Below are 22183 nucleotides of genomic sequence, written 5' to 3' on the forward strand. Positions count from 1 at the left end.
CAAAGACAATCTGTCTCACAACAGGCTGACAGAGAGGGGCTCCGGGGTGCGCCGGTCCGAATCCGGCGCGGAACGTGGCAGGGGGTGCTGTAGTGGCCGGGCCGGCGTCGGGGCCAGGCGGTGGCCACGTGGGCTGCGAATTGGACATGCGCTGCGGAGCCGGAGTTGCGCTACGAAATCGGACGCGTACTACGCGGGCCCTGGGTGCGCCGGTCCGAATCCGGCGCGGCAACGGACACCAGGCGGCTCCGGGGTGCGCCGGTCCGAATCCGGCGCGAAACGTGGCAGGGGGTGCTGTAGTGGCCGGGCCGGCGTCGGGGCCAGGCGGTGGCCACGTGGGCTGCGAATTGGAAATGCGCTGCGGAGCCGGAGTTGCGCTACGGAATCGGACGCGGGCTACGCGGGCCCGGGGTGCGCCGGTCCGAATCCGGCGCGGAAACGGACACCAGGCGGCTCCGGGGTGCGCCGGGCCGAATCCGGCGCGGAACGTGGCAGGGGGTACTGTAGTGGCCGGGCCGGCGTCGGAGCCAGACGGTGGCCACGTGGGCTGCGAATTGGACATGCGCTGCGGAGCCGGAGGTGCGCTACGGAAGCGGACGCGGGCTGCGCGGGCCCGGGGTGCGCCGGGCCGAATCCGGCGCGGAAACGGACACTAGGCGGCTCCGGGGTGCGCCTTTCCGGAATCGGTGCGGAGACGTGGCCCGGGTGCCGCAGAGCGTTCGGTGAGAATAACGCAGAGGGCGACGGAGGCAGGTGCTTGCGAAAGCGCCGTTGTTGCGTGAGGAACGAGCGCAGGCGCCGAGCAAGTGGCTGTCTCCGGAGCCACGGCCGACATCACGCCCGCCGCGGCCGACACCAACACACCGGGCACGCAGAAGGGCCGCCACCGGTGCGGTGACGGCCCTTCAGGACTGCCATGGACGGCGGACGAACTAGTCGACGGTGTCGGCCAGGGTGCCCAGGTACAGCTGGATGACCTTGGGGTCCTTCATGAGTTCCCGTCCGGTGCCCGTGTACGCGTCCTTGCCCTGGTCCAGGACGTAGCCGCGGTCGCAGATTTGCAGGCAGCGGCGTGCGTTCTGTTCCACCATGATGACGGAGACGCCGGCCCGGTTGATCTCGTGCACCCGCAGGAAGGTCTCGTCCTGCTTGACGGGGGAGAGGCCGGCGGAAGGCTCATCGAGCAGCAGCACGGCCGGATCCATCATCAGGGCCCGCCCCATGGCGACCATCTGGCGTTCGCCGCCCGAGAGCGAACCGGCGCGCTGGGCACGCCGCTTGGCCAGTTCCGGGAACAGCTCAGCAACAAAGTCGAACCGTTCGGCGAAGTCCTTCGGCCGCTGGAACATGCCCATCTGCAGGTTCTCTTCGATGGTCAGGGCCGCGAACACGTTGTTGGTCTGCGGAACGAAGCCCACACCCCGGCTGACCAGTTTGTTGGCTTTCAGCCCGGTGATGTCCTGGCCGCGGACCACCACGGAGCCGGAGTGGACCTTGACGAGGCCAAACATCGCCTTCAGCAGGGTCGACTTGCCGGCGCCGTTGGGGCCGATGATGCCGATCAGTTCACCCTTGCGGGCCTCTATGCTGCAGCCGTTGAGGATGTTCACGCCGGGGATGTAGCCGGCTACCAGGTCGGTGACCTTAACAACCGAGTCGCCGTCGTAGGTGTTCTTGGCGGCTGCTGCCGCGCTGGTGGCGCTCATTCTGTGTCCTTCTCTGTCCGGGTCGGCTCGCCGCGGGTGGGCTCCTCGGCGCTGCGCCTGCCGTGCGGTGCCCCGTTGGCGGTGTCGGGCTCTGCCGCCTCCGTCACGAGGACATCGGTGGAGATCAGGCCGGCGTTCTCGGTGCCGACAATCGATTCCTCGTCGGCCTCAAGTTCGGCTGCCAACTCCTTGATGCCTTCCGAATCGCCCAGGTCGACGTCGTGGTGGGCGCCCAGGTAGGCGTCGATCACGGCCGGGTTCTTCATGACCTCGGCGGGCGGGCCCTCGGCGACGATCTTGCCCTCGGCCATCACCACCACCCAGTCGGCGATGTGGCGGACCATGTGCATGTCGTGCTCGACGAACAGCACGGTCATGCCCTCGGCCTTGAGGTTCTTGATGTGGTCCAGCAGGGACTGGGTCAGCGCCGGGTTGACGCCGGCCATCGGTTCGTCCAGCATCACGAGCTTCGGACGCACCATCAGCGAGCGGGCCATCTCCAGGAGTTTCCGCTGGCCGCCGGAGAGGGACGCGGCATAGTCGTCCTTCTTGGCGTCGAGCTTGAACTTCTCAAGCAGCACGTTGGCTTCTGCGGTGATCTTCTTCTCCTGGCCGCCCCAGATTCCCTTGAACAGGGCCTTGGAGAGCTTCTCGCCGGACTGGTCGGACGCACCGAGGCGCATGTTCTCCATCACGGTGAGCTTGCCCATGACCTTGGTCAGCTGGAAGGTGCGGACCATGCCCATGCGCGCCACCTTGTAGGAGGACACGCCGGCCAGGCTGTTGCCCTCGAACTGCCACTTGCCCGAATTCGGGGTGTCGAAGCCGGTCAGCAGGTTGAACAGGGTGGTTTTGCCGGCGCCGTTGGGGCCGATCAGGGCCGTGATTTTGTGCCGCGGGATCTCGAGGTACTCGACGTCGACGGCGTTGATGCCGCCGAAGCTGCGGGTCACGTTTTCCGCCACCACGATCGGGTCGCGCTTTTTGCAGCCGGGAGCGATCTCGCCGGCGGCGATGGGACGGTTGTCCGTCATGTAGTCGATGGTCTCGGCGTCGCCGGTGGTCCCGGCGGCCGCCTTGGATTCTTCGCTGTGCATGCTCATGCGAACGCCAGCTCCTTCTTGTTGCCGAAGACGCCCTGGGGCCTGAAGATCATCAGCAGCATCAGCGCGATGCCGACCAGGATGTAGCGCAGCTGGCCGGCCTGGACCGTGTTCAGCCACGTGACGGCGCCCGATTCGATCAGGCCGTACAGCACGCCCTGCGTCAGAGACAGCACCACCCAGAAGATCATCGCGCCGACGACGGGCCCGAGCACGGTGCCGAGTCCGCCGAGCAGCAGGCAGGTGTACAGGAAGAACGTCAGCTCCGTACCGTAGTTGGCCGGCTGCACCGCACCGCGGGGGAGCGTGAACACCATGCCCGCGAGGGCACCAAGCACGCCGCCGATCACGAGGGCCTGCATCTTGTACGAGTACACGTTCTTGCCGAGCGAGCGGACCGCGTTCTCGTCCTCGCGGATGCCCTTGAGGACGCGGCCCCACGGGCTGCGCATCAGCAGCCAGACCAGCACGCAGCAGACGATCACCAGGCCCCAGCCGACGATCCGGATGAAGAAGTCACGGTTGTTCATGCCGAAGTAGGACCCCGCGGGGAACGGGTTCATCGCGTAGAAGTCGCCCTCGAAGGCGGCCAGGCCGTTGGCCGAACCGGTCACCGAGGTGAGCTGGTTCGTGGTGACGATGTAGCGGACAATTTCCGCGGCCGCGATCGTCACGATGGCCAGATAGTCGGCCCGCAGCCGGAGGGTGGGGATGCCGAGCAGCAGGGCAAAGATGGCCGAGCAGACGACGGCGATCAGCAGGCCCACGAAGAACGGCACGTGGAAGGTCAGGGTGGAGATGGCGAAGCCGTAGGCCCCCACCGCCATAAAGCCGGCCTGGCCGAAGTTCAGCAGGCCGGAGTAGCCGAAGTGGACCGCCAGGCCGAGGGCAGCAAGCGCGTACGCCGCCGTCGTCGGGCTGAACAGTTCACCGGCAGCGCTGGAAAGAATAAATCCGAAGTCCATGTCTGTCTCCTAACCCACGCGCTCGCGGCGGCCCAGGATGCCCTGAGGCCGGAACAAGAGGACAACGATCATAATGAACAGTGCTCCCACATATTTGAGATCGGCGGCGAGGCCGAACACGGTGGTCAGCTCCACAAAGATGCCGACGATGATGGATCCGAACAGGGCGCCCCAGACCGTGCCGAGGCCGCCGAGGGTCACGCCGGCGAAGATCAGCAGCAGGATCTGCGAACCCATGTCGAAGGTGACGCCGGGACGGTAGTAGGCCCAGAGGATGCCGCCGAGGGAGGCGAGCATGCCGCCGGTGACCCAGACGATCCGGATGACCGAGTCGACGTCGATGCCGGAGGCGGCCGCGAGGGCAGGGTTGTCGGCCACCGCGCGGGTGGCCTTGCCCAGCCGGGTCTTGAGCAGCACAACGCCGAGGACGGCAATGACCACCACGCTGATAAGCAGGGACCAGAGGTTGTTGGGCGAGATGGAGACCGGCCCGATCTGGATTTCCGCGCTCTGGGCGAAGGGCAGCTGCTGGGTGGCGCCGCCGAAGTAGAACTGGATCACGTAGCGCACCGCGAGGGCGAGGCCGATGCTGACGATCATCATCGGGACCAGGCCGGTGCCGCGGCGCCGCAGCGGTTTCCACAGGCCCGCGTCCTGGACGTAGCCGAAGAGGCCGCCGCCGAGGAGCGCCAGGATGATCGAGAGCCAGAACGGCAGGTTCATGGCATTGAAGCCGAAGACCAGGACGGCGCCGAGGGTGACCATCTCGCCGTGGGCGAAGTTGGTCAGCCCGGTGGTGCCGAAGATCAGGGACAGGCCCACCGACGCGAGGGCGAGCAGCAGACCGAAGCTCAGTCCGGCCACCAGGCGGTTAAGCAGATTCTGGCCGAAATCCTGCTGCTGGATGACGATGCCCTTGCCGAAAGCGAAGATCACCGAGAGGTTGGAGGTCTGGCTGAAGGTGACCTTGCGGGGGTTTTCCTGGCCCTCGGCGAGCTTGATGCCCTCCGGAAGCGTCTTGACGTCCAGTTCCACCTCATAGGTTCCCTGGGTGGGGACGCCGATGTTCCAGGAGCCATTGGCGCCCGATTTGGCTGTTCCCTTGAAATCGCCGCTCTTGGCGGTGATGGTGACACCGGCGAGCGGGGCGCGGTCGTCGCCGCGCAGGAAGCCGCTGATGCTGTTCTGGAACGTGGTGCTCGACGGGGATGGTGTCGGCGACGGGGTCGTGGCCTGCGATGCCGGGGCGACGATCAACAGGAGGGCGGCCACGGCGGCGAAAACGGCCCCCACAGCTTTCATGATCCTGCCGCGCCGTCTCTGCGACAGGCCTCTCGGTGTGCTTCTCAAATTGAAAACCTCCACATGGGGGTGGTCTGGGTTGCGCCGTTGCAACCGCTGCGAACGTTCAGGGGACGACGGCGGGGCAGATACTGCGATGCGATGGAGCCGGTAAAGCCTGTGACCTTCGTCACCCTGTTGGCCCAATGTTACAGCCCGGCCGGGGCTTCCAATGCCGCCGCGAGCAGGCAGAACGTCGCGATCGCGTAACAACCGTGAAGCCGGCCACGCAGGTTGGTTTAGTCGGGCTAAAGAAAACTTTTGTTGATCCGGTGGATTCCTAAACAGTCGCGGGCCGGCCGCGCAGTGGCCGCGCCCCGGACCGGGTGAGCGCCCAAGGTTTACCCAAGTTGGCCCGGGGTAAGGTTCGTGCAACGGCGTCCCGCGGGGCGCCCGTCCTCAGGTTGGTGCTGTGGTGTGATCCCAATGCGTATGTCGGAGGGACGACCGGTGAAACGGTGGTCCAGATACCTAGCCGCCGGCGCAGCCGCGCTGGCGCTTCTGCTTGTGCCGGCGCTCGTGTCGGGTCCGTCCACCGCCGGGGCGCAGGCGTGCGTCAGCGGGACAGCGCCGGCCGTGGACCCCTACCCCGGCACCACGGCAGTGGCAGCAAACTTCGAGACGGGCTCCCTGGACGGGCGGCTGCAACTGTCCACGGCAGGCACCGGAGCCGCGTCCCTGTCCTCTGCCGCCGCCCACTCCGGTACCTGCTCCATCCGGCTCCACACCACCACGGACCCGGAATCCCTCGCGAAAGCGAGCGTGGGCCTCGGCGCCGGGACGCGCGAAATCTACGCCGACGGCTGGTTCAACATCGCCACCGAGGGCCCCGTCGGCAACAACGTCCCGTACATGCGGATTTTCTCCGGCGGCGTCCGGATCATGGATGTCTTTCGGCAGAACGTCTCGCACGAGCTCGTGCTGCGGACCACGACGCCGCAGGGATTCGCGTACACCAGCCTGGCGCCGAACGTGCGAAACGGGATCTGGCACCGTCTGGTGATGCACGTGGTCCCCAACGGTCCCGCGACCGGCGTTCAGATCTGGTGGGACGGCCGGTCCGTCTTCGACTCCAACACCATCAACATCGTTGCCACCACGGCCGACACGGTGCAGCTGGGGTCCGAACATGACCAGCAAAAGGGTGACATCTACGTCGACGACCTGGTGGTCAACGGCGGCACGGGCGTCCCGGGGCCGATCCCCGGGGTCCTGCCCGTGCCGAAGCCCGGCATCCTGAAACGGCCCGGCGAGGTGGACAGCGGCACGGATTCCGAGTTCCTGGCCCAGGGCCGCGCAGGCCGGGCCGGTCCGGCAGATCACGCCTGAGCCGGCCCGGCAGATCACGGTTGTGTTGCGGCCGGACCCCGGCGGGAACTATCCCTGCCCACCGGGCGTGCGAATTGGTAGCGTGAAGCGTACCGATCTTCACGAGCTCTCATCACCTACCCCCTTAACCTGGAGGACACCAGCAATGGCACTTGGCGGAAACCCGATCTTCAACGGAAAGAACTTCCGTGGAGCCACCCAGGCACCGCCTGCCCCGCAGGCCCCCTACGGACAGGGCTACGGCCAGAACGCCTACGGCCAGGGCTACGGCCAGGCTCCGTACGGCCAGAACGGCTACGGCCAGGCCCAGGCCGGCTGGAACCCTGCGCAGCAGGCGATGAGCAACGACCAGCTGCAGGACATGTACAACCGCCCCGCCGCGGGACCGGCCGACAGTGGCCGCATGACCTTCGACGACGTCATCATGAAGACCGCGGCCTGCCTCGGCGCCGTGATTGCCGGCGCGGCCGTCACCCTCGTGGTGGCCCAGGGCCTGGCCTCCATGCTGATGATCGTCGGCGCGCTGGGCGGCTTCGTCCTGGCCCTCGTCAACACCTTCAAGAAGCAGCCCTCCCCGGCGCTGATCCTGGCCTACGCCGCGCTCGAAGGCCTGTTCCTCGGCGGCCTGACCCGGATCCTCGACGGGATGTTCCCCGGCGTCGGACTGCAGGCCGTCATCGGCACCCTCTCCGTCTTCGCCGTGACCCTGGTGCTGTTCAAGAGCGGCAAGGTCCGCGCCACGCCGAAGGCCATGCGCTTCTTTATGATCGCAATGATCGGCTACGCCGTCTTCGCGCTCATCAACATGGTCATGATGTGGACCGGGGCGGTCGACTCGCCGTTCGGCCTGCGCACCAGCTTCCACATCTTCGGCATCCCGCTGGGCGTCTTCATCGGCCTGCTCGCGATCGGCCTGGCCGCGTTCTCCCTGATCATGGACTTCACCAGCATCGAGGCCGGCGTCCGCGCCGGCGCCCCGCAGCGCTTCTCCTGGACCGCGGCGTTCGGCCTCACCGTCACCCTGGTGTGGCTCTACGTTGAGATCATCCGCCTGCTGGCCATCCTCCGCGGCGACGACTAGCAGCCGCAAGCAGCAACCGCACGCTAAGAAGCGCGTCCCGCCGGGAAGGCGGGGCCCCCTTTGTCGTTGCCGTGCCTTAGCTGAGGCGTTCCAGGATGACCGCCATGCCCTGGCCGCCGCCCACGCACAGGGTGGCCAGGCCCAGGCTGCCGTCGCGTTCGCGCAAGCCGTTGAGCAGGGTGGTGGTCATCCGGGCGCCGGTCATGCCGAACGGGTGCCCCAGGGCGATCGCGCCGCCGTGGACGTTCAGCCGCTCCGGGTCGATCCCCAGTTCCCGCGCGCTCGCCACCACCTGCACCGCGAAGGCCTCGTTGAGTTCCACCAGGTCGATGTCGCCGATGGTGAGGCCTGCACGCGTCAGCGCCCGCCGGGTCGCCTCGACCGGGCCCATGCCCATCAGTTCGGGGGACAGGGCGCTGACGCCGGTGGCGACGATGCGGGCCAGAGGTTCCAGCCCCAGCTCCTTCGCCCGGGCATCGCTCATCACCACGACGGTGGCCGCGCCGTCGTTGAGCGGGCAGGCGTTGCCGGCGGTCACGGTGCCCTCGCTCCGGAAGACCGGCTGCAGGGCGCTCACCGCGTCCAGGGTGACGCCGGACCGGGGGGAATCGTCCCGGTCAATGACGGTGCCGTCGCGGCGTGTGTACGGGGTGATCTCCCGGCCGAAGAACCCGGAAGCGAGGGCCGCCTCCGCCCGGTTCTGGCTCTGCACCGCCCAGGCGTCCTGTTCCGCGCGGCCGATGCCGTAACTGGTGGCGACGTTTTCGGCGGTCTGGCCCATCGAGATGTAGATGTCCGGCATCCGGCCGCCCAGCCGCGGGTCGGTCCAGGGGGTGTTGGACGCGGCCCGGGCCGCGGTGCGCTGCCGGGCCGGCTCGAACAGGGGGTTGTGGGTGCCGGCGTCGGTCTCCCCGGCCCCGGCCCAGTCCCGGTACCGCGAGACCGCTTCCACCCCGGCAGCGACGAAGGCTTCGCCCTCGCCGGCCTTGATCGCGTGGAACGCCATCCGCAGGGTCTGCAGGCTGGAGGCGCAGAAGCGGTTAATGGTCGCGGCGGGCACGTTGTCGAGCCCGGCCAGGATGGTGACCACCCGGGCCATGTTGGACCCGGCCTCGCCGCTGGGCTCGGCGCAGCCCAGGTAGAGGTCGTCGAGGCCGCGGCTCTCGTCGTTCGGGTCGAAGGCGGGGATCTTCGCGAGGGCGGCGGCCACCATGGCGGCGGCCAGGTCGTCGGGGCGTTCGTCCTTCAGCGATCCCTTGAAGGCGCGGCCGATCGGGCTTCGGGCGGTGGCAACGATGACAGCTTCAGGCATGCGCCCAGCCTACGCCGGGGCGCCCCGGTTGGTCAGGCCGGGACGGGTCAGGCCGGCACGGGTCAGGCCGGCACGGGTCAGTCCAGCCGGCGGGCGCCCGCCGCGGGGCGCACCGGGAATATCTCCGGCGCCGCGTAGCCTGCCCGGGCGAAGGCGCTTCCGACGGCGGCCCGCAGCCCATCCTCCGCGTCCGCCGGGGCAAGGGCGATCGCGCAGCCGCCGAAGCCGCCGCCGGTCATCCGGGCACCGATCGCGCCGGCGGTGCGGGCCGTGTCCACCGCCAGGTCCAGCTCCGGGCAGGAGATCTCAAAATCGTCCCGCATCGAGGCGTGGGAAGCGTCCAGCAGCGGCCCGATCGCCCGCGGCCCGGGGCCCTCGAGCAGCTCCACGGTCCGCAGCACCCGGTCGTTCTCGGTGACCACATGCCGGACCCTGCGGAATGTCTCCGCATCCAGCAGGCCGGCAGCCTCCTCGAGGTCCCCGACCCCCACATCGCGCAGGGCCCGGACGCCGAGCACGTCCGCGCCCAGCTCGCAGGACGCCCGCCGGGCAGCGTAGCCGCCGGCGGCGTGGGAATGCGAGACCCTGGTGTCGATCACCAGGAGCACCAGGGACGCGCCGTCGGCGTCGAACGGCACCAGCCGGACGGCCTGGTCGCGGCAGTCGAGGAACACGGCCTGGCCCGCCGCGCCCCGGAGCGAGGCCGACTGGTCCATGATCCCGGTGGGGGCGCCGACGAAGTCGTTCTCCGCGCGCTGGGTGGCCAGCACCATGTCCTGGACGCTGAGACCCGCGCCGGTCAGCTCGTTGAGGGCCAGGATGACGGCGCACTCGATGGCGTGCGAGGAGGACAGGCCTGCCCCGCGCGGCACGTCCGAGTCGAGCAGCAGGTCAAGGCCCGGGACGGTGACGCCGCGCTGCTGCAGGGCCCACAGCACACCGAGCGGATATTTGGTCCAGCCCTTGGCCGCGGCGGGGTCCAGCGCGGCGGCGTCCGCCGTCGTCAGGCCCTGGTTTCCGAAGGTGGACAGCATCCGCACGGCGGAATCGGGCCGGAGCCGGACGGCCACCCTCGCGGCCCGGTCGATGGCGAACGGCAGCACATAGCCCTCGTTGTAATCGGTGTGCTCACCGATCAGGTTGACCCGGCCCGGGGCCTGCCAGATGCCGTCGGGGGCGGCCCCGAAGGCGGCCTCGAACCTCGAACGGAGTTCCTTGGTGCCCAGCGGGACGCTCATCGTGTGCTGCCTTCCGTGCCGGCGTCGCGGAGCCGGGCAGCGACGGCCTCCGGGGTGGTGTCGTTGATAAAGGCCCCCATGGCCGCCTCGGAGCCGGCCAGGTACTTCAGCTTGTCCGCGGCCCGGCGCGGGGAGGTCAGCTGCAGGTGCAGGTACCCGGCCGGGCGCAGCAACCCGTCCAGCGGCGCCTGCTGCCAGGCGGCGATGTACGGCGTGGGGCTGGGGTAGAGGGCATCGAGGCGCCGCAGCAGGTCCGGGTACAGCCGGGCGAGTTCGTCCTTCTCGCCGCCGTCGAGGCCCGCAAGGTCAGCCACCTGCCGGTGCGGGACCAGGTGCACCTCCAGCGGCCAGCGGGCGGCGAAGGGCACGTAGGCGCTGAAGTGCCTGCCCTCGAACACCATCCGGCTGCCGTCGGTCCGTTCCGCGCGCAGCAGCGAGCCGGTCAGGGTGTCCCGGCCGCCGGCGTCGTCGTAATACTTCCTGGCCGCCGCGGCCAGCACGGCGGCGCGCGGCGGAACGAACGGGTAGGCGTAGATCTGGCCGTGCGGGTGGTGCAGCGTGACGCCGATCTCCGCGCCGCGGTTCTCGAACGGGAACACCTGGCGGATTCCGGGCAGCGCGTTGAGCGCCGCGGTGCGGGCGGCCCAGGCCTCCACCACGGTGCGGGCCCGGACCTCGCTGAGGCGGCCGAAGGATCCGGTGTGGTCCTGCGTGAAGGACACCACCTCGCAACGGCCGTACGCCGGCACGCTGGTGCCCCACGCCGGCTGCCCCGGGAGCTGGCCGACGTCGGGCCCCAGGGACGGGAAGCGGTTCTCAAACACGACGACGTCGTAGTCCGGCGCCGGGACCTCGGTAGGATTCTCCGGGGTGCTGGGGCAAAGCGGGCACTCATCGGCCGGCGGAAGGTGCGTCCGGGACTGGCGGTGCGCGGCGATGGCCACCCATTCGCCGGTGAGGGCGTCGAAGCGCAGCTCGCCGGCGGCACTGCGGCCCCCGGGAGCCCGAAGGTCCGCGAACGCCGGCCGCGGGCGGCCCCGCCGCCGGGCGTCCGTCTCCCCGGCGCCGCCGTCGGGGGCGTCATCGAAGTAGAAGAGGTCCCGGCCGTCGGCGAGGGTGGCCTGGGTCATGCTGTGGGCGCGCATTCCCTCATTCGATCAGACTTCGCGAGCTTCCGGCAAAGCCCCGCCGTGTACGGCCGGCGGCCCGGTTCGGTACCGTGGTGCCCATGGACCGCACCGCATCCCACGCCTCCCCGTCCGACGCCTCCGCCCGGCGCTACGCGAGCGGCCGGCAGTATGAGCTGCGCCGCGGCGACGCCCTGGCGGTCGTGACCGAGCTGGCGGCCGGGCTGCGGCTCTACACCCGGGCCGGGGTCCAGCTGACGGAGAGCTACGGGGACGACGAGATCTCTCCGGGCGCCGCCGGGATCACCCTGGCGCCGTGGGCGAACCGCGTGGAGGACGGCCTCTGGTACCTCGACGGGAAGAAACAGCAGCTCGACATCACCGAGGTCTCCCGCAACAACGCCAGCCACGGACTGCTGCGCAACGCCTCCTACGACCTCGTGGACGAGTCCGAGTTTTCGGTGACCCTGGAAGCCGCCGTGTTCCCGCAGCACGGCTACCCGTTCCTGCTCCGGCACCGGGTGAGCTACGAACTGGACGAGGGGCTGGGGCTCACCGTCCGGCAGACGCTGGTCAACGACTCCCAGGCGCCGGCGCCGTTTGTCCTGGGCGCCCACCCCTACCTGCGCCTCGGCGAAGTCCCGGCCGAAGACCTCACCGTGACCGTCGGCGGCCGGACCCGGCTGGTGACGGACGAGCGTCTGATCCCACGCAGCACGGAGCCGGTGGACGGCGGCTTCGACCTCCGCGCCGGCCGCCCGGTCGACGGCGCCACCCTGGACTGCGCGTACACCGATCTGGACTTCGACGGCGGCGTGGCCCGCAGCACCCTGCACGCGCCCGACGGCCGCAGCGTGAGCCTCTGGCAGGACGCGCACTGCAGCTACGTCCACGTCTTTATCACCGACACGTTCCCCGGCCGCACCCGGGCCGTGGCGCTGGAGCCGATGACCGGTCCTGCCAACGCCTTCAACAGCGGTGACGGCCTGAACTGGCTGCCGCCGGGGGAGTCCTTCACCATGAGCTGGGGAATCACCGCCGCGCTTGGGGCCTAGCCGGGTTCGCCCTGCCCGTTTCACTTCCGCGCCGCACTGGGGAATTATGGGGCTATGACGCCAGCTGAGGACGCCGCCCGCCGTACCGACTCCGAATTCCCCGATCCCGAGCTCCCCGGGTACGCCGCCCCCGGACTCTCCGCCCCGGCCCCGGCCGCAGCGGGGAGCGGACCGGTGCCCGCCGGCGGTGTGCCCGGCGCTGTGCCCGGAGCCGCCCCCCGGCCCCGGACCGACCGGCAGCTGGACGAGGACATTCCCTACGGCGTGCGGATCGCTGCGTCCTGGGCCTGGCGGATCGGGCTCATCCTGGTGGTGGCGGGGTTGCTTGTCTGGCTGCTGAGTAAGATCAGCTTCCTCATCATCCCGGTAATGGTCGCCGCCCTGCTGGCCGGACTGCTTAGCCCCGTGACCCGCTGGCTGCGCAGGCGCCGGATTCCTAATGGCGCCGCGGTCGCCATCACCCTGCTCGGCTTCGTCGGCCTTATTGCCGGTGCGCTTGCCCTCGTCGGCCGACAGCTCACCGCCGGCTTTGGCGAACTTTGGGGGCAAGCGCTCGCCGGCGTGCAGCAGGTCCAGAACTGGCTCGCCGAGGGTCCACTGCACCTGACGGCCGCCCAGATCGACACCTACATCCAAGATGCTACCGCCGCGTTGCAGAAGAACAGCAGCAGCATCCTCAGCGGGGCGCTGACCTTCGGCAGCACCGCCGGGCACTTCGCCGCAGGGCTCCTGATCGCCTTGTTCGTCACGATCTTCTTCCTGCTTGAAGGCGAACGGATCTGGGGCTTCCTGGTCCGGCTGATGCCCCGGAAGGCACGCCCGGCCGTGAACGGCGCCGGACGGCGCGGCTGGACCTCAATGGTCAGCTACACCAGGATCCAGATGTTCGTGGCCTTTGTGGACGCCCTCGGGATCGGCGTCGGCGCCGCTATCATTGGCGTTCCGCTGGCCCTGCCGCTCGGTGTGCTGGTGTTCATCGGCTCGTTCATCCCCTTGGTCGGCGCCCTGGTCACCGGCGCGATCGCCGTGCTGCTGGCCCTCGTGGCCAACGGCCTGGTCAACGCGCTCATCATGGTGGGCATTGTCCTGCTGGTCCAGCAGCTGGAAGGCCATATCCTGCAGCCCCTCGTGATGGGAAAGGCCGTCTCGCTGCATCCGGTGGCCGTCATCCTGTCCGTGGCCGCAGGCTCCTACCTGGCCGGGATCCCGGGCGCCCTGTTCTCCGTGCCGATCCTCGCCGTAGCAAACTCGGCCGTTCGGTACATTGCGGGCAGAACGTGGGAACATGATGAAGAGCTGGCCGCCGCGAGCCCGCAGGGATCCCCTGCACTTGCCGGCGCCGGCGAGGACCCGAGCTTCAGGGAGGTCCGCCTCCCTGGCGCCGACGCCGGAACCCCCAAAGGAGACTAGTTCGTGAATACCCTCGAGAGCCTGCCCGTCACGCTGGACGATGTCCTGGAGGCGCAGAAGCTGCTCGACGGGATTATTACGCGGACCCCGGTGGAATCCTCCCGCGCCCTCGGCGGCCTCGCCGGCGGCGAGGTCTACTTCAAATGCGAGAACCTCCAGCGGGCCGGCTCCTTCAAGGTCCGCGGCGCCTACGTCCGGATGGCCAAGCTCTCCGCCGAGGAAAAGAAGCGCGGCGTCGTGGCGGCCTCCGCCGGCAACCACGCCCAGGGCGTCGCCGTCGCGGCGAAAGCCCTCGGCATCAAGGCCCGGATCTACATGCCGCTGGGCGTCGCCCTGCCCAAGCTGGCGGCGACCCGCAGTCACGGCGCCGAGGTGGTGCTGCACGGCCACAACGTCGACGAGGCGCTTGCCGAGGCCAAACGCTACGCCGACGAAACGGGCGCCGTGTTCGTCCACCCCTTCGATGACGTCGACGTCGTCGCCGGCCAGGGCACCGTGGGCCTGGAAATCCTCGAACAGATCCCGCACGTGGACACCATCCTGATGGGCGTCGGCGGCGGCGGGCTGCTGGCCGGCGTCGCCGTCGCGGTCAAGGCGCGGGCCAAGGAACTCGGCCGGAACATCCGGATCATCGGCGTCCAGGCCGAAAACGCCGCCGCCTACCCGCCCTCCCTCGCCGCGGACGCGCTGGTGCCGCTCAAGCGCGTCTCCACCATGGCCGACGGCATCGCCGTGGGCCGGCCCGGGCAGCTGCCGTTCAGCATCATCCGCGAGCTCGTCGACGACGTCGTTACGGTCAGCGAGGACGCGCTGGCCCGGGCGCTGATTTTCCTGCTTGAACGGGCCAAGATGGTGGTCGAACCGGCCGGTGCCGTGGGCGTGGCCGCCCTGATGGAAGGCAAGATCGAGAACCCCGGCACCACCGCCGTGGTGCTCTCCGGCGGCAACATCGACCCGATGCTGATGCTCAAAGTCATCCAGCGCGGCCTCTCCGCCGCCGGACGCTACATGACGGTACGGATGATGCTCGATGACCGGCCGGGCTCACTCGCCACCATTGCCCGGATCATCGCCGAGAACGACGCCAACGTCACCGGCCTGGACCACACCCGGGTGGGCGGCTCGATCAGCATGGGCGACGTCTCCATCACGGTCAACCTGGAAACCAAGGGCCACGAGCACTGCGAACAGGTCCTCGGGGCGCTCCGGGCCGAAGGTTTCCAGCCCATCGTGGTGCACTAGGCGGCTGTGGTGCTCGAGGCGTCCAAGGGGGAGCGGCGCGATGACACGCCCGCGGTCCGGGCCCGGCGGGGCCTGCAGGTGGTGGGCTCGTTTGTGCTGCTGCTCTACGCGATCGAGCTCCTCAACACCCTGATGCTGCACTCCCTCAACCGCACCTTCGGGCTGCGTCCGCGCACCCCCGACGGGCTGCTGGACATCCTGACGTTTCCGCTGCTGCACGCCAACCTCGCGCACCTGCTCTCCAACACCCTGCCGCTGATCATCTTCGGGTTCCTGGTGTTCCTGTCCGGCGCGCGGGTCTTTGCCACGGCACTGGCCTCCAGCTGGCTTGGCTCAGGCGTGGCGGTGTGGCTGATCGGCGGCTTCAACATCACGGTGGGGGCGTCCGGGCTGGTCTTCGGGCTCTTCGCGTTCCTGCTGGTGCGCGGCTTTTTCAACAGGCACTGGGGGCAAATCCTGCTCTCCGTCGTCCTCTTCCTGGTCTACGGCGGCATCCTGTTCGGGGTGCTGCCCACCGTGGCGGGGTACGTCTCCTGGCAGGCGCACCTGGGCGGGGCCGCCGGCGGCGTGGTGGCGGCCCTGCTGCTGAGCCGGCGCCGGCCGGCGTGACCCCCGCTTAAGCGCCGACGCCGGCCCTCCCGCTGCGGGGAGGACCGGCGTCGTGGGCTGGTGTGCCTAGCCGACGTACGGCTTGGCGGAGATGATCTCCACCGTGATGTCCTTGCCGTTCGGGGCGGTGTAGCTGAGCTTGTCGCCCTCCTTGTGGCCGACGATGGCCGAACCCAGCGGCGACTTCTCGCTGAAGACGTCCAAGTCGGAGTCGCCGGCGATTTCGCGGGAGCCGAGCAGGAACGTCTCTTCGTCCCCGGCGATCTTCGCGACCACGATCATGCCCGGCTCGACGATGCCGTCGTCGGCCGCGGCTTCGCCCACGTGCGCGTCGCGGAGCAGCACGGTGAGCTGGCGGATGCGGGCTTCGATCTTGCCCTGCTCCTCCTTGGCCGCGTGGTAGCCGCCGTTCTCCTTGAGGTCGCCTTCCTGGCGGGCAGCTTCGATCTTCTGAACGATGTCTGCACGGCCGGGGCCGGAGAGGTGGTCCAGCTCAGCCTTCAGGCGGTCAAAAGCTTCCTGGGTGAGCCAAGCTGCAGTTGCGCTGTTGGTGGTCGACACGGACTTCTCCTTTTGATGGTCAAACAAGCTGGTCAAACAAGCAAAGACCCCGCCACGGTGGCCACTTATGGATCTCAGTAACCAGCTCAGCGGGGCAGAGGTATTGATCCATTGTAGTCAATGCTGTGGATAAACCCAAGAACCACTGCGGTGCAGCTCACACCGTGTTACGCGCCGCCGCCCCCGGCCGGCGGGCGGACTACTTGGCGGCGTCCGGGATCCAGCAGTTGTCGACGACGGCGGAGACGGCCTGCGATTCGGTGCGCACGCTTACCCGGTGCACCGTGGTGCGGCCGCCGTCGGCGCCCGCGTCCGCGGCGTTGGGACCGACGTCGACGACCTTCCAGCCCACCACGGCGAACTTCGAGTCCAGGGCCTTGACGGCGCACTTCGCCGCCGTCCCCGGATTCTTCGTGACCTGGAAATCGATCTCGGCCAGGGTGGCGTCGGGGGTGCTGTAGCCGATGTCCTTGAAGCCGACCGACTCGGTGGCCGCTGACGTCGAGATCCAGGCCATCACCCCGATCCCGGCGGCCAGGGCGACGATCAGGAGGTTCCGCCTGGCCTTGCCGCCCAGGGCACGCTTTTGGCCGCCGTAACGATTGGCTAGGCTGGTAGGTGCCGGCGCGGGCGCGGCAGGCTGCTCCTCGGAAGTCACCAGTCCAGTTTAGTGTGGATCGGGCCGGGGAAAGTCCGCAGCCGCTTCAGGCCCGGCACCGAACCCGCAGAAGAAAGAGGAGCCGTCCGACGATGACAGCGTCCCCCAGCCAGCCGGCCCCGCTCCGGCTGCTAGCCGTCCACGCGCACCCCGACGACGAGTCCAGCAAGGGCGCCGCGACGATGGCCATGTACGCGGCCTCCGGCGTCGACGTCATGGTGGCCACCTGCACCGACGGTTCGCGCGGCGACATCCAGAACCCGGCCATGGAGAGCGCTCCGCACCCCAAACGGGACATGGCCGGTGCGCGCCGGCTGGAGATGGACAACGCGGCCCGGGTCCTGGGGATCCGCCAGCGCTGGCTGGGCTTCGTCGACTCGGGCCTGCCGGAGGGCGACCCGCTGCCGCCGCTGCCGGCCGGTTCCTTCGCCACCCTGCCGCTGGAGCGGGCGGCCGCACCGCTGGTCCGGCTGGTCCGTGAGTTCAAGCCGCAGGTCATCCTCAGCTACGACGAGAACGGCGGCTACCCCCACCCGGACCACATCATGGCGCACCGCGTCGCGCTCGAGGCCTTCGAAGCCGCCGGCGACCCGGCGCGGTACCCCGGAACGGGCGAAGCCTGGGCCCCGGCCAAGCTCTACTACGACCGCGCCTTCAGCCCGGAACGCTTCCGGGCCCTGCACTACGCCCTGGAGGAAGCCGGGCTGCAGTCGCCGTACGCCGAACGGCTCGCGGCCTGGCTGGAGGCCGACGCGGAGGGTCACACCCCGCCGGCGCCCACCCACCCCACCACCACCCAGATCGAGTGCGGGGACTACTTCGAGGCCCGCGATGACGCCCTCCGTGCGCACCGGACCCAGATCGACCCGGAGGGCTTCTTCTTCGCCGTCTCGCCCGCGATGCAGCGGCAGACCTGGCCGTGGGAGGACTACTCCCTGATCCAGTCCCGGGTCCCCGCCGACGTGCCCGAAACAGACTTCTTCGCCGGGCTAAGATAGATCCAGCAGGGACTTCTATGCCGCGTAGAAATGCGGCGGGGAAGTTCCGCGAAAGACGTTCCCCACAGAAGGTTTCCACCGTGCATTCCTTGCTCACCGCCCTGGCGACATCCCCGTCGCCCGCACCGTCGCCGTCGTTGCGCCCCGGGCTCGACCAGGACCAGGTCACCCCGGGACTGCTGGGCTTCCTGCTGACCGCCTTCATTGTGGTGCTCACGGCACTGCTGATTGTGGACATGGTGCGCCGGATCCGCCGGGTCCGGTACCGCGCCCAGGTGGAGGAAGAACGAGCCGCGGCGGAGGAAGCCGCACAGCCTGGCGCCGCCCGGCCCGAGGGCATCCAGCCCGCTACGGGCAGCGACGGCGCGGACACCCGCCCGGAGGCCAACGGTGACGCCGGACCCGGGAACCGCTGAACGCGGCTCCTCCGCCGACTGGCCCGGGGCGGCCAACACCCTGGGCGGGGAACCCTCTGCCTACCTCCGCCAGCACGCCGGCAACCCCGTGCACTGGCGCCCCTTCGGCGATGAAGCCTTCGCCTTCGCCGCGGCCCGCGACGTGCCCGTGTTCCTCTCGATCGGCTACGCTGCCTGCCACTGGTGCCACGTGATGGCCCGCGAGTCCTTCGAAGACCGGGACACCGCCGACTTCCTGAACGCCAACTTCGTCCCCGTAAAGGTGGACCGCGAGGAACGCCCCGACGTCGACGCCGTCTACATGGCCGCCACGCAGGCCATCAGCGGCGAGGGCGGCTGGCCGATGTCCGTCTTCCTGCTGCCCGACGGCCGGGCCTTCCACGCCGGCACCTACTATCCGCCCCGGCCCATGCCCGGCCGGCCCTCCTTCCGCCAGGTGCTCGAGGCCGTCCGGGAGGCCTGGCTGGAACGCCGCAGCGCCGTCGAACAGAACGCCGACACGCTGGCACGCGGCATCGCCGCCGCACAGGCAAGCGCCGCCGTCCGGCTCGACGCGCCCGCGCCGGACCTGGACCCGGAGCTGCTCTCCGAATCGGTCCGCACCCTCGCGCGCGCCGAGGACGACGCCGGCGGCTTCGGCGCCGCCCCGAAATTCCCGCCGTCGGCGGTCCTGGAGTTCCTGATCCGGCACGCCGCGGTGGCGTCCGGGACGGCTGAGGCGGCCCGGGCCCTGGCCGGGCGCACGCTCGCCGCGATGGCGCGCTCGGCCCTGTTCGACCAGCTCGACGGCGGGTTCGCGCGCTACTCCGTGACCCGCGACTGGTCCGTGCCGCACTTTGAAAAAATGCTCTACGACAACGCACAGTTGCTGCGGGTCTACGTCCACTGGATCCGGCTCGGCGGCACCGCGGCGTACCCGGCCGGGGAGGCTGCCGCCGTCGCCGGCAGCACCGCGGACTGGATGCTCGCAGCCCTGGGCCTGGCCGGGGGACCGGACGGGGAAGGTCCCGCGGCGCTGGCCTCGTCCCTTGACGCGGACACCGTGGTGGACGGTGTGCACGCCGAGGGAGCCAGCTACCTCTGGACGGCCGGGGAGCTGGCCGCGCTGCTGGGCCCGGCGGACGGCGCCGCCGTCGCCCGGCTGATGCATGTCCGCGCGGCGGGGACGGTCTCAGCGGACGGGTCGCCGCTGCATCCCGGCCGGGCGCTGTCCGGGGCGGAGGATCAGCTGTGGCAGCGGGTGCGGCCGGTGCTGCGCGGCGCCCGTGCGGCGCGGCCGCAGCCTGCCCGGGACGAGAAGGTGGTGGCCGGCTGGAACGGCCTGGCCGTGGCCGCCCTGGCCGAGGCCGGCGCCGTGCTGGAGCGGCCGGAGCTGCTGGACGCCGCCGGACGGATCGCCGGCTACCTTGAGCGGGTGCACTGGACCCCCGGCCGCCGGGCGGAACCCGGCAGGCTGGTCCGCGTCTCCCACGGCGGGACGGCCGGCGGCATCGGCGGCCTGCTGGAGGACTACGCCTTCTGCGCCGAGGGCCTGTTCGCGCTCTACGCCGCCACCGGCCGGACCCGCTGGTACACCCTGGCCGAAGGCATCGTGGCGGCCGCCGGCACCCGGTTCGCTGCCGGCGGCACGCTGCGCGACGCGGCGGGCGAATCACCGCAGGTGCTCAACGCCCAGGGCGGCAGGGCCGGGATGGACCCGTTCGACAACGCCACCCCCAGCGGTGCGGCCGCGTATGCCGGGGCCCTGCTGACCTCGTCCGCGCTCTCCGGATCCGCCGAACACCGCGCCCTGGCCGGGAACATCCTGTCGCTGCTGCCGCCGCTGGCCGTGCGGGCGCCCCGGGTGGCCGGCTGGCTGCTCGCCACCGCGCAGGCCGCGCTGGCAGGCCCGCTGGAGGCCGCCGTCGTCGGGCCCGACACACCGCAGCGGGCCGCGCTGCACCGGACACTGCTGTCCTCGCCCAGCCCCGGACTCGCGATCGCGCTGCAGGACCCGGCGGGGGAGTCCGGCGCCGCCCGGGTGCCCCTGCTGCGGGGCCGGGAGGCCGCTCCGGGCGGGGCGCCGCAGGCCTTCCTGTGCCGGGGCATGGTCTGCCGGCTGCCGGCGCGTTCCACCGGGGAGCTCCGGGAACAACTGGCTAGCATGGCTGAATGAGCCGCCTCCGGCGGCGTGACCCCGGCGGACTGGCGGGCCGGCCGGGCTGAGCCGGGCTGAGCAGGCCGCCGTTGCCGGAGTTTCCCCACGTTTGGGGTGGGCGCCCGGCGTGTCGGGCCGAATCTCCGGTGGGTTCCGGCGTCGGGTCCTCATAAGTGGGGAGTATCCGTGCCGGTGCGGCAGGCGGCCTCAGCCCAGGACGGCGATCGCGATGCCGATGTAGTGCGCAGCGAAGGCAAAGACCGTGAAGGCGTGGAACAGCTCGTGGAAGCCGAAATGCTCGTAGCTGAAGTTCGGCTTCTTCAGGGCGTAGAAGACGGCGCCGGCAATATAGAGCGCTCCGCCGACGCAGATCAGCACCGCGGCGGGGATGCTGGCGGCGAAGAAGTCCGGCAGGTAGAACAAGGCGCCGCAGCCCAGGGCGATGTAGATCGGCACATAGAGCCAGCGCGGGGCATCGGTCCAAAGCAGCCGGAAGAGCACCCCCAGCACGGCGCCGGACCAAATCACCCACAGCAGCAGCACAGCCTTGGGCCGCTCCAGGAGCGCCCAGGCCAGCGGGGTGTAGCTGCCGGCGATCACCAGCATGATGTTGGTGTGGTCCAGCCGTTTCAGCACGATCTTCACCCGCGGGGACCAGTTCCCGCGGTGGTAGACGGCGCTGACACCGAAGAGCAGCACCCCCGTGAACGCATAGACCGCCGAGGCGATCTTCAGATCCGCGGTGGGGGCAAGCAGCACCAGCACCAGGCCGGCGGCAAACGCCAGCGGCGCGGTGACGGTGTGGATCCAGCCCCGCCACTTGGGCTTGATCATCAGCAGTTCGGCGATCCTCACGGCGGCGTCGTCCACTGGGCTGTTGCCGCGGGCCGTGGGGCCTGGTGCGCTGTGCGCGGACCGCTCGGATCCGGGCTCCGGACTGGTGCTCTCCATGCCGTAATAATAACCTACGGTCCAGTAAGTTACCCATCAGTAACAAGGGTTGTGGTGGAAAATGACGGCGGCGGCGTGCGCGGCACAGGCCGTCCGGCGGGTAGCCTAGGAATGCACTACCGTCAGACCCCAAGGAAGCCAGGTGAATCTCCGGATGGAACTGCCCGGGTTCATGTATGGCTTCTACGAGCGCAAACTCCAGCGTTCCCTCGACCCGGAGCGGATTCCGCGGCATATCGGGGTGATGGTTGACGGCAACCGGCGCTGGGCCAGGCAGTTCAACGCCCCCACAAGCCAGGGCCACCAGGCCGGCGCGGACAAGATCCACGAATTCCTCGGCTGGTGCCAGGAGCTCGGGGTCAAGGTGGTCACGCTCTACATGCTCTCCACCGACAACATGAACCGCTCCGGCGAGGAGCTGGACCTGCTGATGGGGATCATCGCCAACACCCTGGACCGCCTCGACGAGGACGTCGATATCTCGGTGCACGCCATGGGCGCGCCGGAGCTCCTGCCCGACTACCTCGCCGAACGGCTGAACAAGCTCACGGCCCGCACCCCGGCGCACGAGAAGATCCACGTCAACGTGGCCGTCGGCTACGGCGGGCGCCGGGAAATCGTCGACGCCGTCCGCGAACTGCTGCACGACGCCGTCGCCCGCGGCGCCGACATCGGCAAGCTGGCGGACGAACTCAGCGTCGACGACATCTCCCGGTTCCTCTACACCCGCGGCCAGCCCGACCCGGACCTGGTGATCCGCACCTCCGGGGAGCAGCGGCTCTCCGGGTTCCTGATGTGGCAGAGCGCCTACAGTGAGTTCTATTTCTGCGAGGCCCTCTGGCCGGCGTTCCGCAAGGTGGACTTCCTCCGCGCCCTGCGTGACTACGCCGGCAGGCAGCGCCGCTTCGGCGCCTGAACGGTTCACCCGCCCGTCACCTGATGTC

The 22183-nt window shown here is 69.7% G+C and carries 20 protein-coding genes; 10 read left to right on the forward strand and 10 right to left on the reverse strand.

Annotated features, from left to right (window positions below):
• Positions 1–932: 932 nt before the first annotated feature.
• From ABLI39_RS05750 to ABLI39_RS05765, 4 genes are read right to left on the reverse strand one after another with little or no spacing between them, the layout of a single operon-like run.
• Positions 933–1706, reverse strand: a complete 774-nt coding sequence (locus ABLI39_RS05750; RefSeq protein ID WP_349412474.1) for an ABC transporter ATP-binding protein — start codon at positions 1704–1706, stop codon at positions 933–935.
• Entirely contained in the window at positions 1703–2809 is a 1107-nt protein-coding gene (locus tag ABLI39_RS05755) for an ABC transporter ATP-binding protein (protein ID WP_349412476.1), read from the reverse strand. The genes ABLI39_RS05750 and ABLI39_RS05755 overlap by 4 nt, the downstream gene beginning before the upstream one ends.
• Positions 2806–3774: a branched-chain amino acid ABC transporter permease gene (locus ABLI39_RS05760; protein ID WP_146335428.1), complete on the reverse strand. Its 969-nt coding sequence runs from the start codon at positions 3772–3774 to the stop codon at positions 2806–2808. The genes ABLI39_RS05755 and ABLI39_RS05760 overlap by 4 nt, the downstream gene beginning before the upstream one ends.
• A 9-nt stretch (positions 3775–3783) precedes the next feature.
• The gene (locus tag ABLI39_RS05765; protein ID WP_349412477.1) at positions 3784–5076 is read right to left on the reverse strand and encodes a branched-chain amino acid ABC transporter permease; all 1293 of its coding nucleotides are present in this window, start codon (positions 5074–5076) and stop codon (positions 3784–3786) included.
• A 489-nt stretch (positions 5077–5565) separates the two neighbouring features.
• On the opposite strand from ABLI39_RS05765, the gene ABLI39_RS05770 reads away from it, so the two are divergent.
• Both ABLI39_RS05770 and ABLI39_RS05775 read left to right on the forward strand, forming a co-directional pair.
• On the forward strand, positions 5566–6444 hold the full coding sequence (locus ABLI39_RS05770) for a polysaccharide lyase family protein (RefSeq protein ID WP_349412478.1): 879 nt from the start codon (positions 5566–5568) through the stop codon (positions 6442–6444).
• A gap of 145 nt (positions 6445–6589) precedes the next feature.
• The gene (locus ABLI39_RS05775; protein WP_349412479.1) at positions 6590–7525 is read left to right on the forward strand and encodes a Bax inhibitor-1/YccA family membrane protein; all 936 of its coding nucleotides are present in this window, start codon (positions 6590–6592) and stop codon (positions 7523–7525) included.
• A gap of 76 nt (positions 7526–7601) precedes the next feature.
• Here the strand turns inward: ABLI39_RS05775 and ABLI39_RS05780 are convergent, their stop codons facing one another.
• The 3 genes from ABLI39_RS05780 to galT form a co-directional block, all read right to left on the reverse strand.
• The gene (locus ABLI39_RS05780) at positions 7602–8837 is read right to left on the reverse strand and encodes an acetyl-CoA C-acetyltransferase (RefSeq protein ID WP_349412480.1); all 1236 of its coding nucleotides are present in this window, start codon (positions 8835–8837) and stop codon (positions 7602–7604) included.
• Positions 8838–8914: 77 nt separating this feature from the next.
• Positions 8915–10075 (reverse strand): galactokinase, encoded by a 1161-nt coding sequence (gene galK, locus ABLI39_RS05785; protein WP_349412481.1) that lies wholly within the window; start codon positions 10073–10075, stop codon positions 8915–8917.
• The gene (galT, locus tag ABLI39_RS05790) at positions 10072–11220 is read right to left on the reverse strand and encodes a galactose-1-phosphate uridylyltransferase (protein WP_349412482.1); all 1149 of its coding nucleotides are present in this window, start codon (positions 11218–11220) and stop codon (positions 10072–10074) included. The genes galK and galT overlap by 4 nt, the downstream gene beginning before the upstream one ends.
• Positions 11221–11303: 83 nt before the next feature.
• On the opposite strand from galT, the gene ABLI39_RS05795 reads away from it, so the two are divergent.
• The 4 genes from ABLI39_RS05795 to ABLI39_RS05810 are packed head-to-tail and all read left to right on the forward strand — an operon-like array spanning position 11304 to position 15518.
• Positions 11304–12257, forward strand: coding sequence for an aldose 1-epimerase family protein (locus ABLI39_RS05795; RefSeq protein WP_349412484.1), 954 nt, complete (start codon positions 11304–11306; stop codon positions 12255–12257).
• A 54-nt stretch (positions 12258–12311) separates the two neighbouring features.
• Positions 12312–13667 carry an AI-2E family transporter gene (locus ABLI39_RS05800; RefSeq protein WP_349412485.1) on the forward strand — a complete coding sequence of 452 codons (1356 nt, stop codon included), beginning with the start codon at positions 12312–12314 and terminating at the stop codon, positions 13665–13667.
• Positions 13668–13670: 3 nt separating this feature from the next.
• Entirely contained in the window at positions 13671–14909 is a 1239-nt protein-coding gene (ilvA, locus tag ABLI39_RS05805; RefSeq protein ID WP_349412486.1) for a threonine ammonia-lyase, read from the forward strand.
• A gap of 9 nt (positions 14910–14918) precedes the next feature.
• On the forward strand, positions 14919–15518 hold the full coding sequence (locus ABLI39_RS05810; RefSeq protein WP_502935191.1) for a rhomboid family intramembrane serine protease: 600 nt from the start codon (positions 14919–14921) through the stop codon (positions 15516–15518).
• 66 nt (positions 15519–15584) lie between these two features.
• Here ABLI39_RS05810 and greA read toward each other — a convergent pair whose 3' ends face one another.
• Positions 15585–16079 carry a transcription elongation factor GreA gene (greA, locus tag ABLI39_RS05815; RefSeq protein WP_349412488.1) on the reverse strand — a complete coding sequence of 165 codons (495 nt, stop codon included), beginning with the start codon at positions 16077–16079 and terminating at the stop codon, positions 15585–15587.
• Between the two features lie 199 nt (positions 16080–16278).
• A complete protein-coding gene (locus ABLI39_RS05820; protein WP_349412489.1) occupies positions 16279–16737 on the reverse strand; it encodes a DUF4307 domain-containing protein in 459 nt (152 codons plus the stop codon).
• A gap of 92 nt (positions 16738–16829) precedes the next feature.
• Here ABLI39_RS05820 and mca point away from each other — a divergent pair, with 92 nt between their 5' ends.
• The 3 genes from mca to ABLI39_RS05835 all read left to right on the forward strand — a co-directional run bounded on the left by mca (position 16830) and on the right by ABLI39_RS05835 (position 20306).
• Entirely contained in the window at positions 16830–17735 is a 906-nt protein-coding gene (gene mca / locus ABLI39_RS05825; RefSeq protein WP_349412490.1) for a mycothiol conjugate amidase Mca, read from the forward strand.
• 80 nt (positions 17736–17815) lie between these two features.
• Positions 17816–18151: a hypothetical protein gene (locus ABLI39_RS05830; RefSeq protein WP_349412491.1), complete on the forward strand. Its 336-nt coding sequence runs from the start codon at positions 17816–17818 to the stop codon at positions 18149–18151.
• Positions 18126–20306, forward strand: a complete 2181-nt coding sequence (locus ABLI39_RS05835) for a thioredoxin domain-containing protein (RefSeq protein WP_349412492.1) — start codon at positions 18126–18128, stop codon at positions 20304–20306. The genes ABLI39_RS05830 and ABLI39_RS05835 overlap by 26 nt, the downstream gene beginning before the upstream one ends.
• A 189-nt stretch (positions 20307–20495) precedes the next feature.
• On the opposite strand, the gene trhA is transcribed toward ABLI39_RS05835, so the two are convergent.
• The gene (gene trhA / locus ABLI39_RS05840; RefSeq protein ID WP_497898423.1) at positions 20496–21239 is read right to left on the reverse strand and encodes a PAQR family membrane homeostasis protein TrhA; all 744 of its coding nucleotides are present in this window, start codon (positions 21237–21239) and stop codon (positions 20496–20498) included.
• Positions 21240–21393: 154 nt separating this feature from the next.
• Here trhA and ABLI39_RS05845 point away from each other — a divergent pair, with 154 nt between their 5' ends.
• A complete protein-coding gene (locus tag ABLI39_RS05845; protein WP_349412650.1) occupies positions 21394–22155 on the forward strand; it encodes an isoprenyl transferase in 762 nt (253 codons plus the stop codon).
• The last annotated feature ends 28 nt before the right edge of the window (positions 22156–22183 follow it).

It is taken from the genome of Pseudarthrobacter sp. B907 (genome assembly GCF_040137805.1).
Lineage (GTDB): Bacteria > Actinomycetota > Actinomycetes > Actinomycetales > Micrococcaceae > Arthrobacter.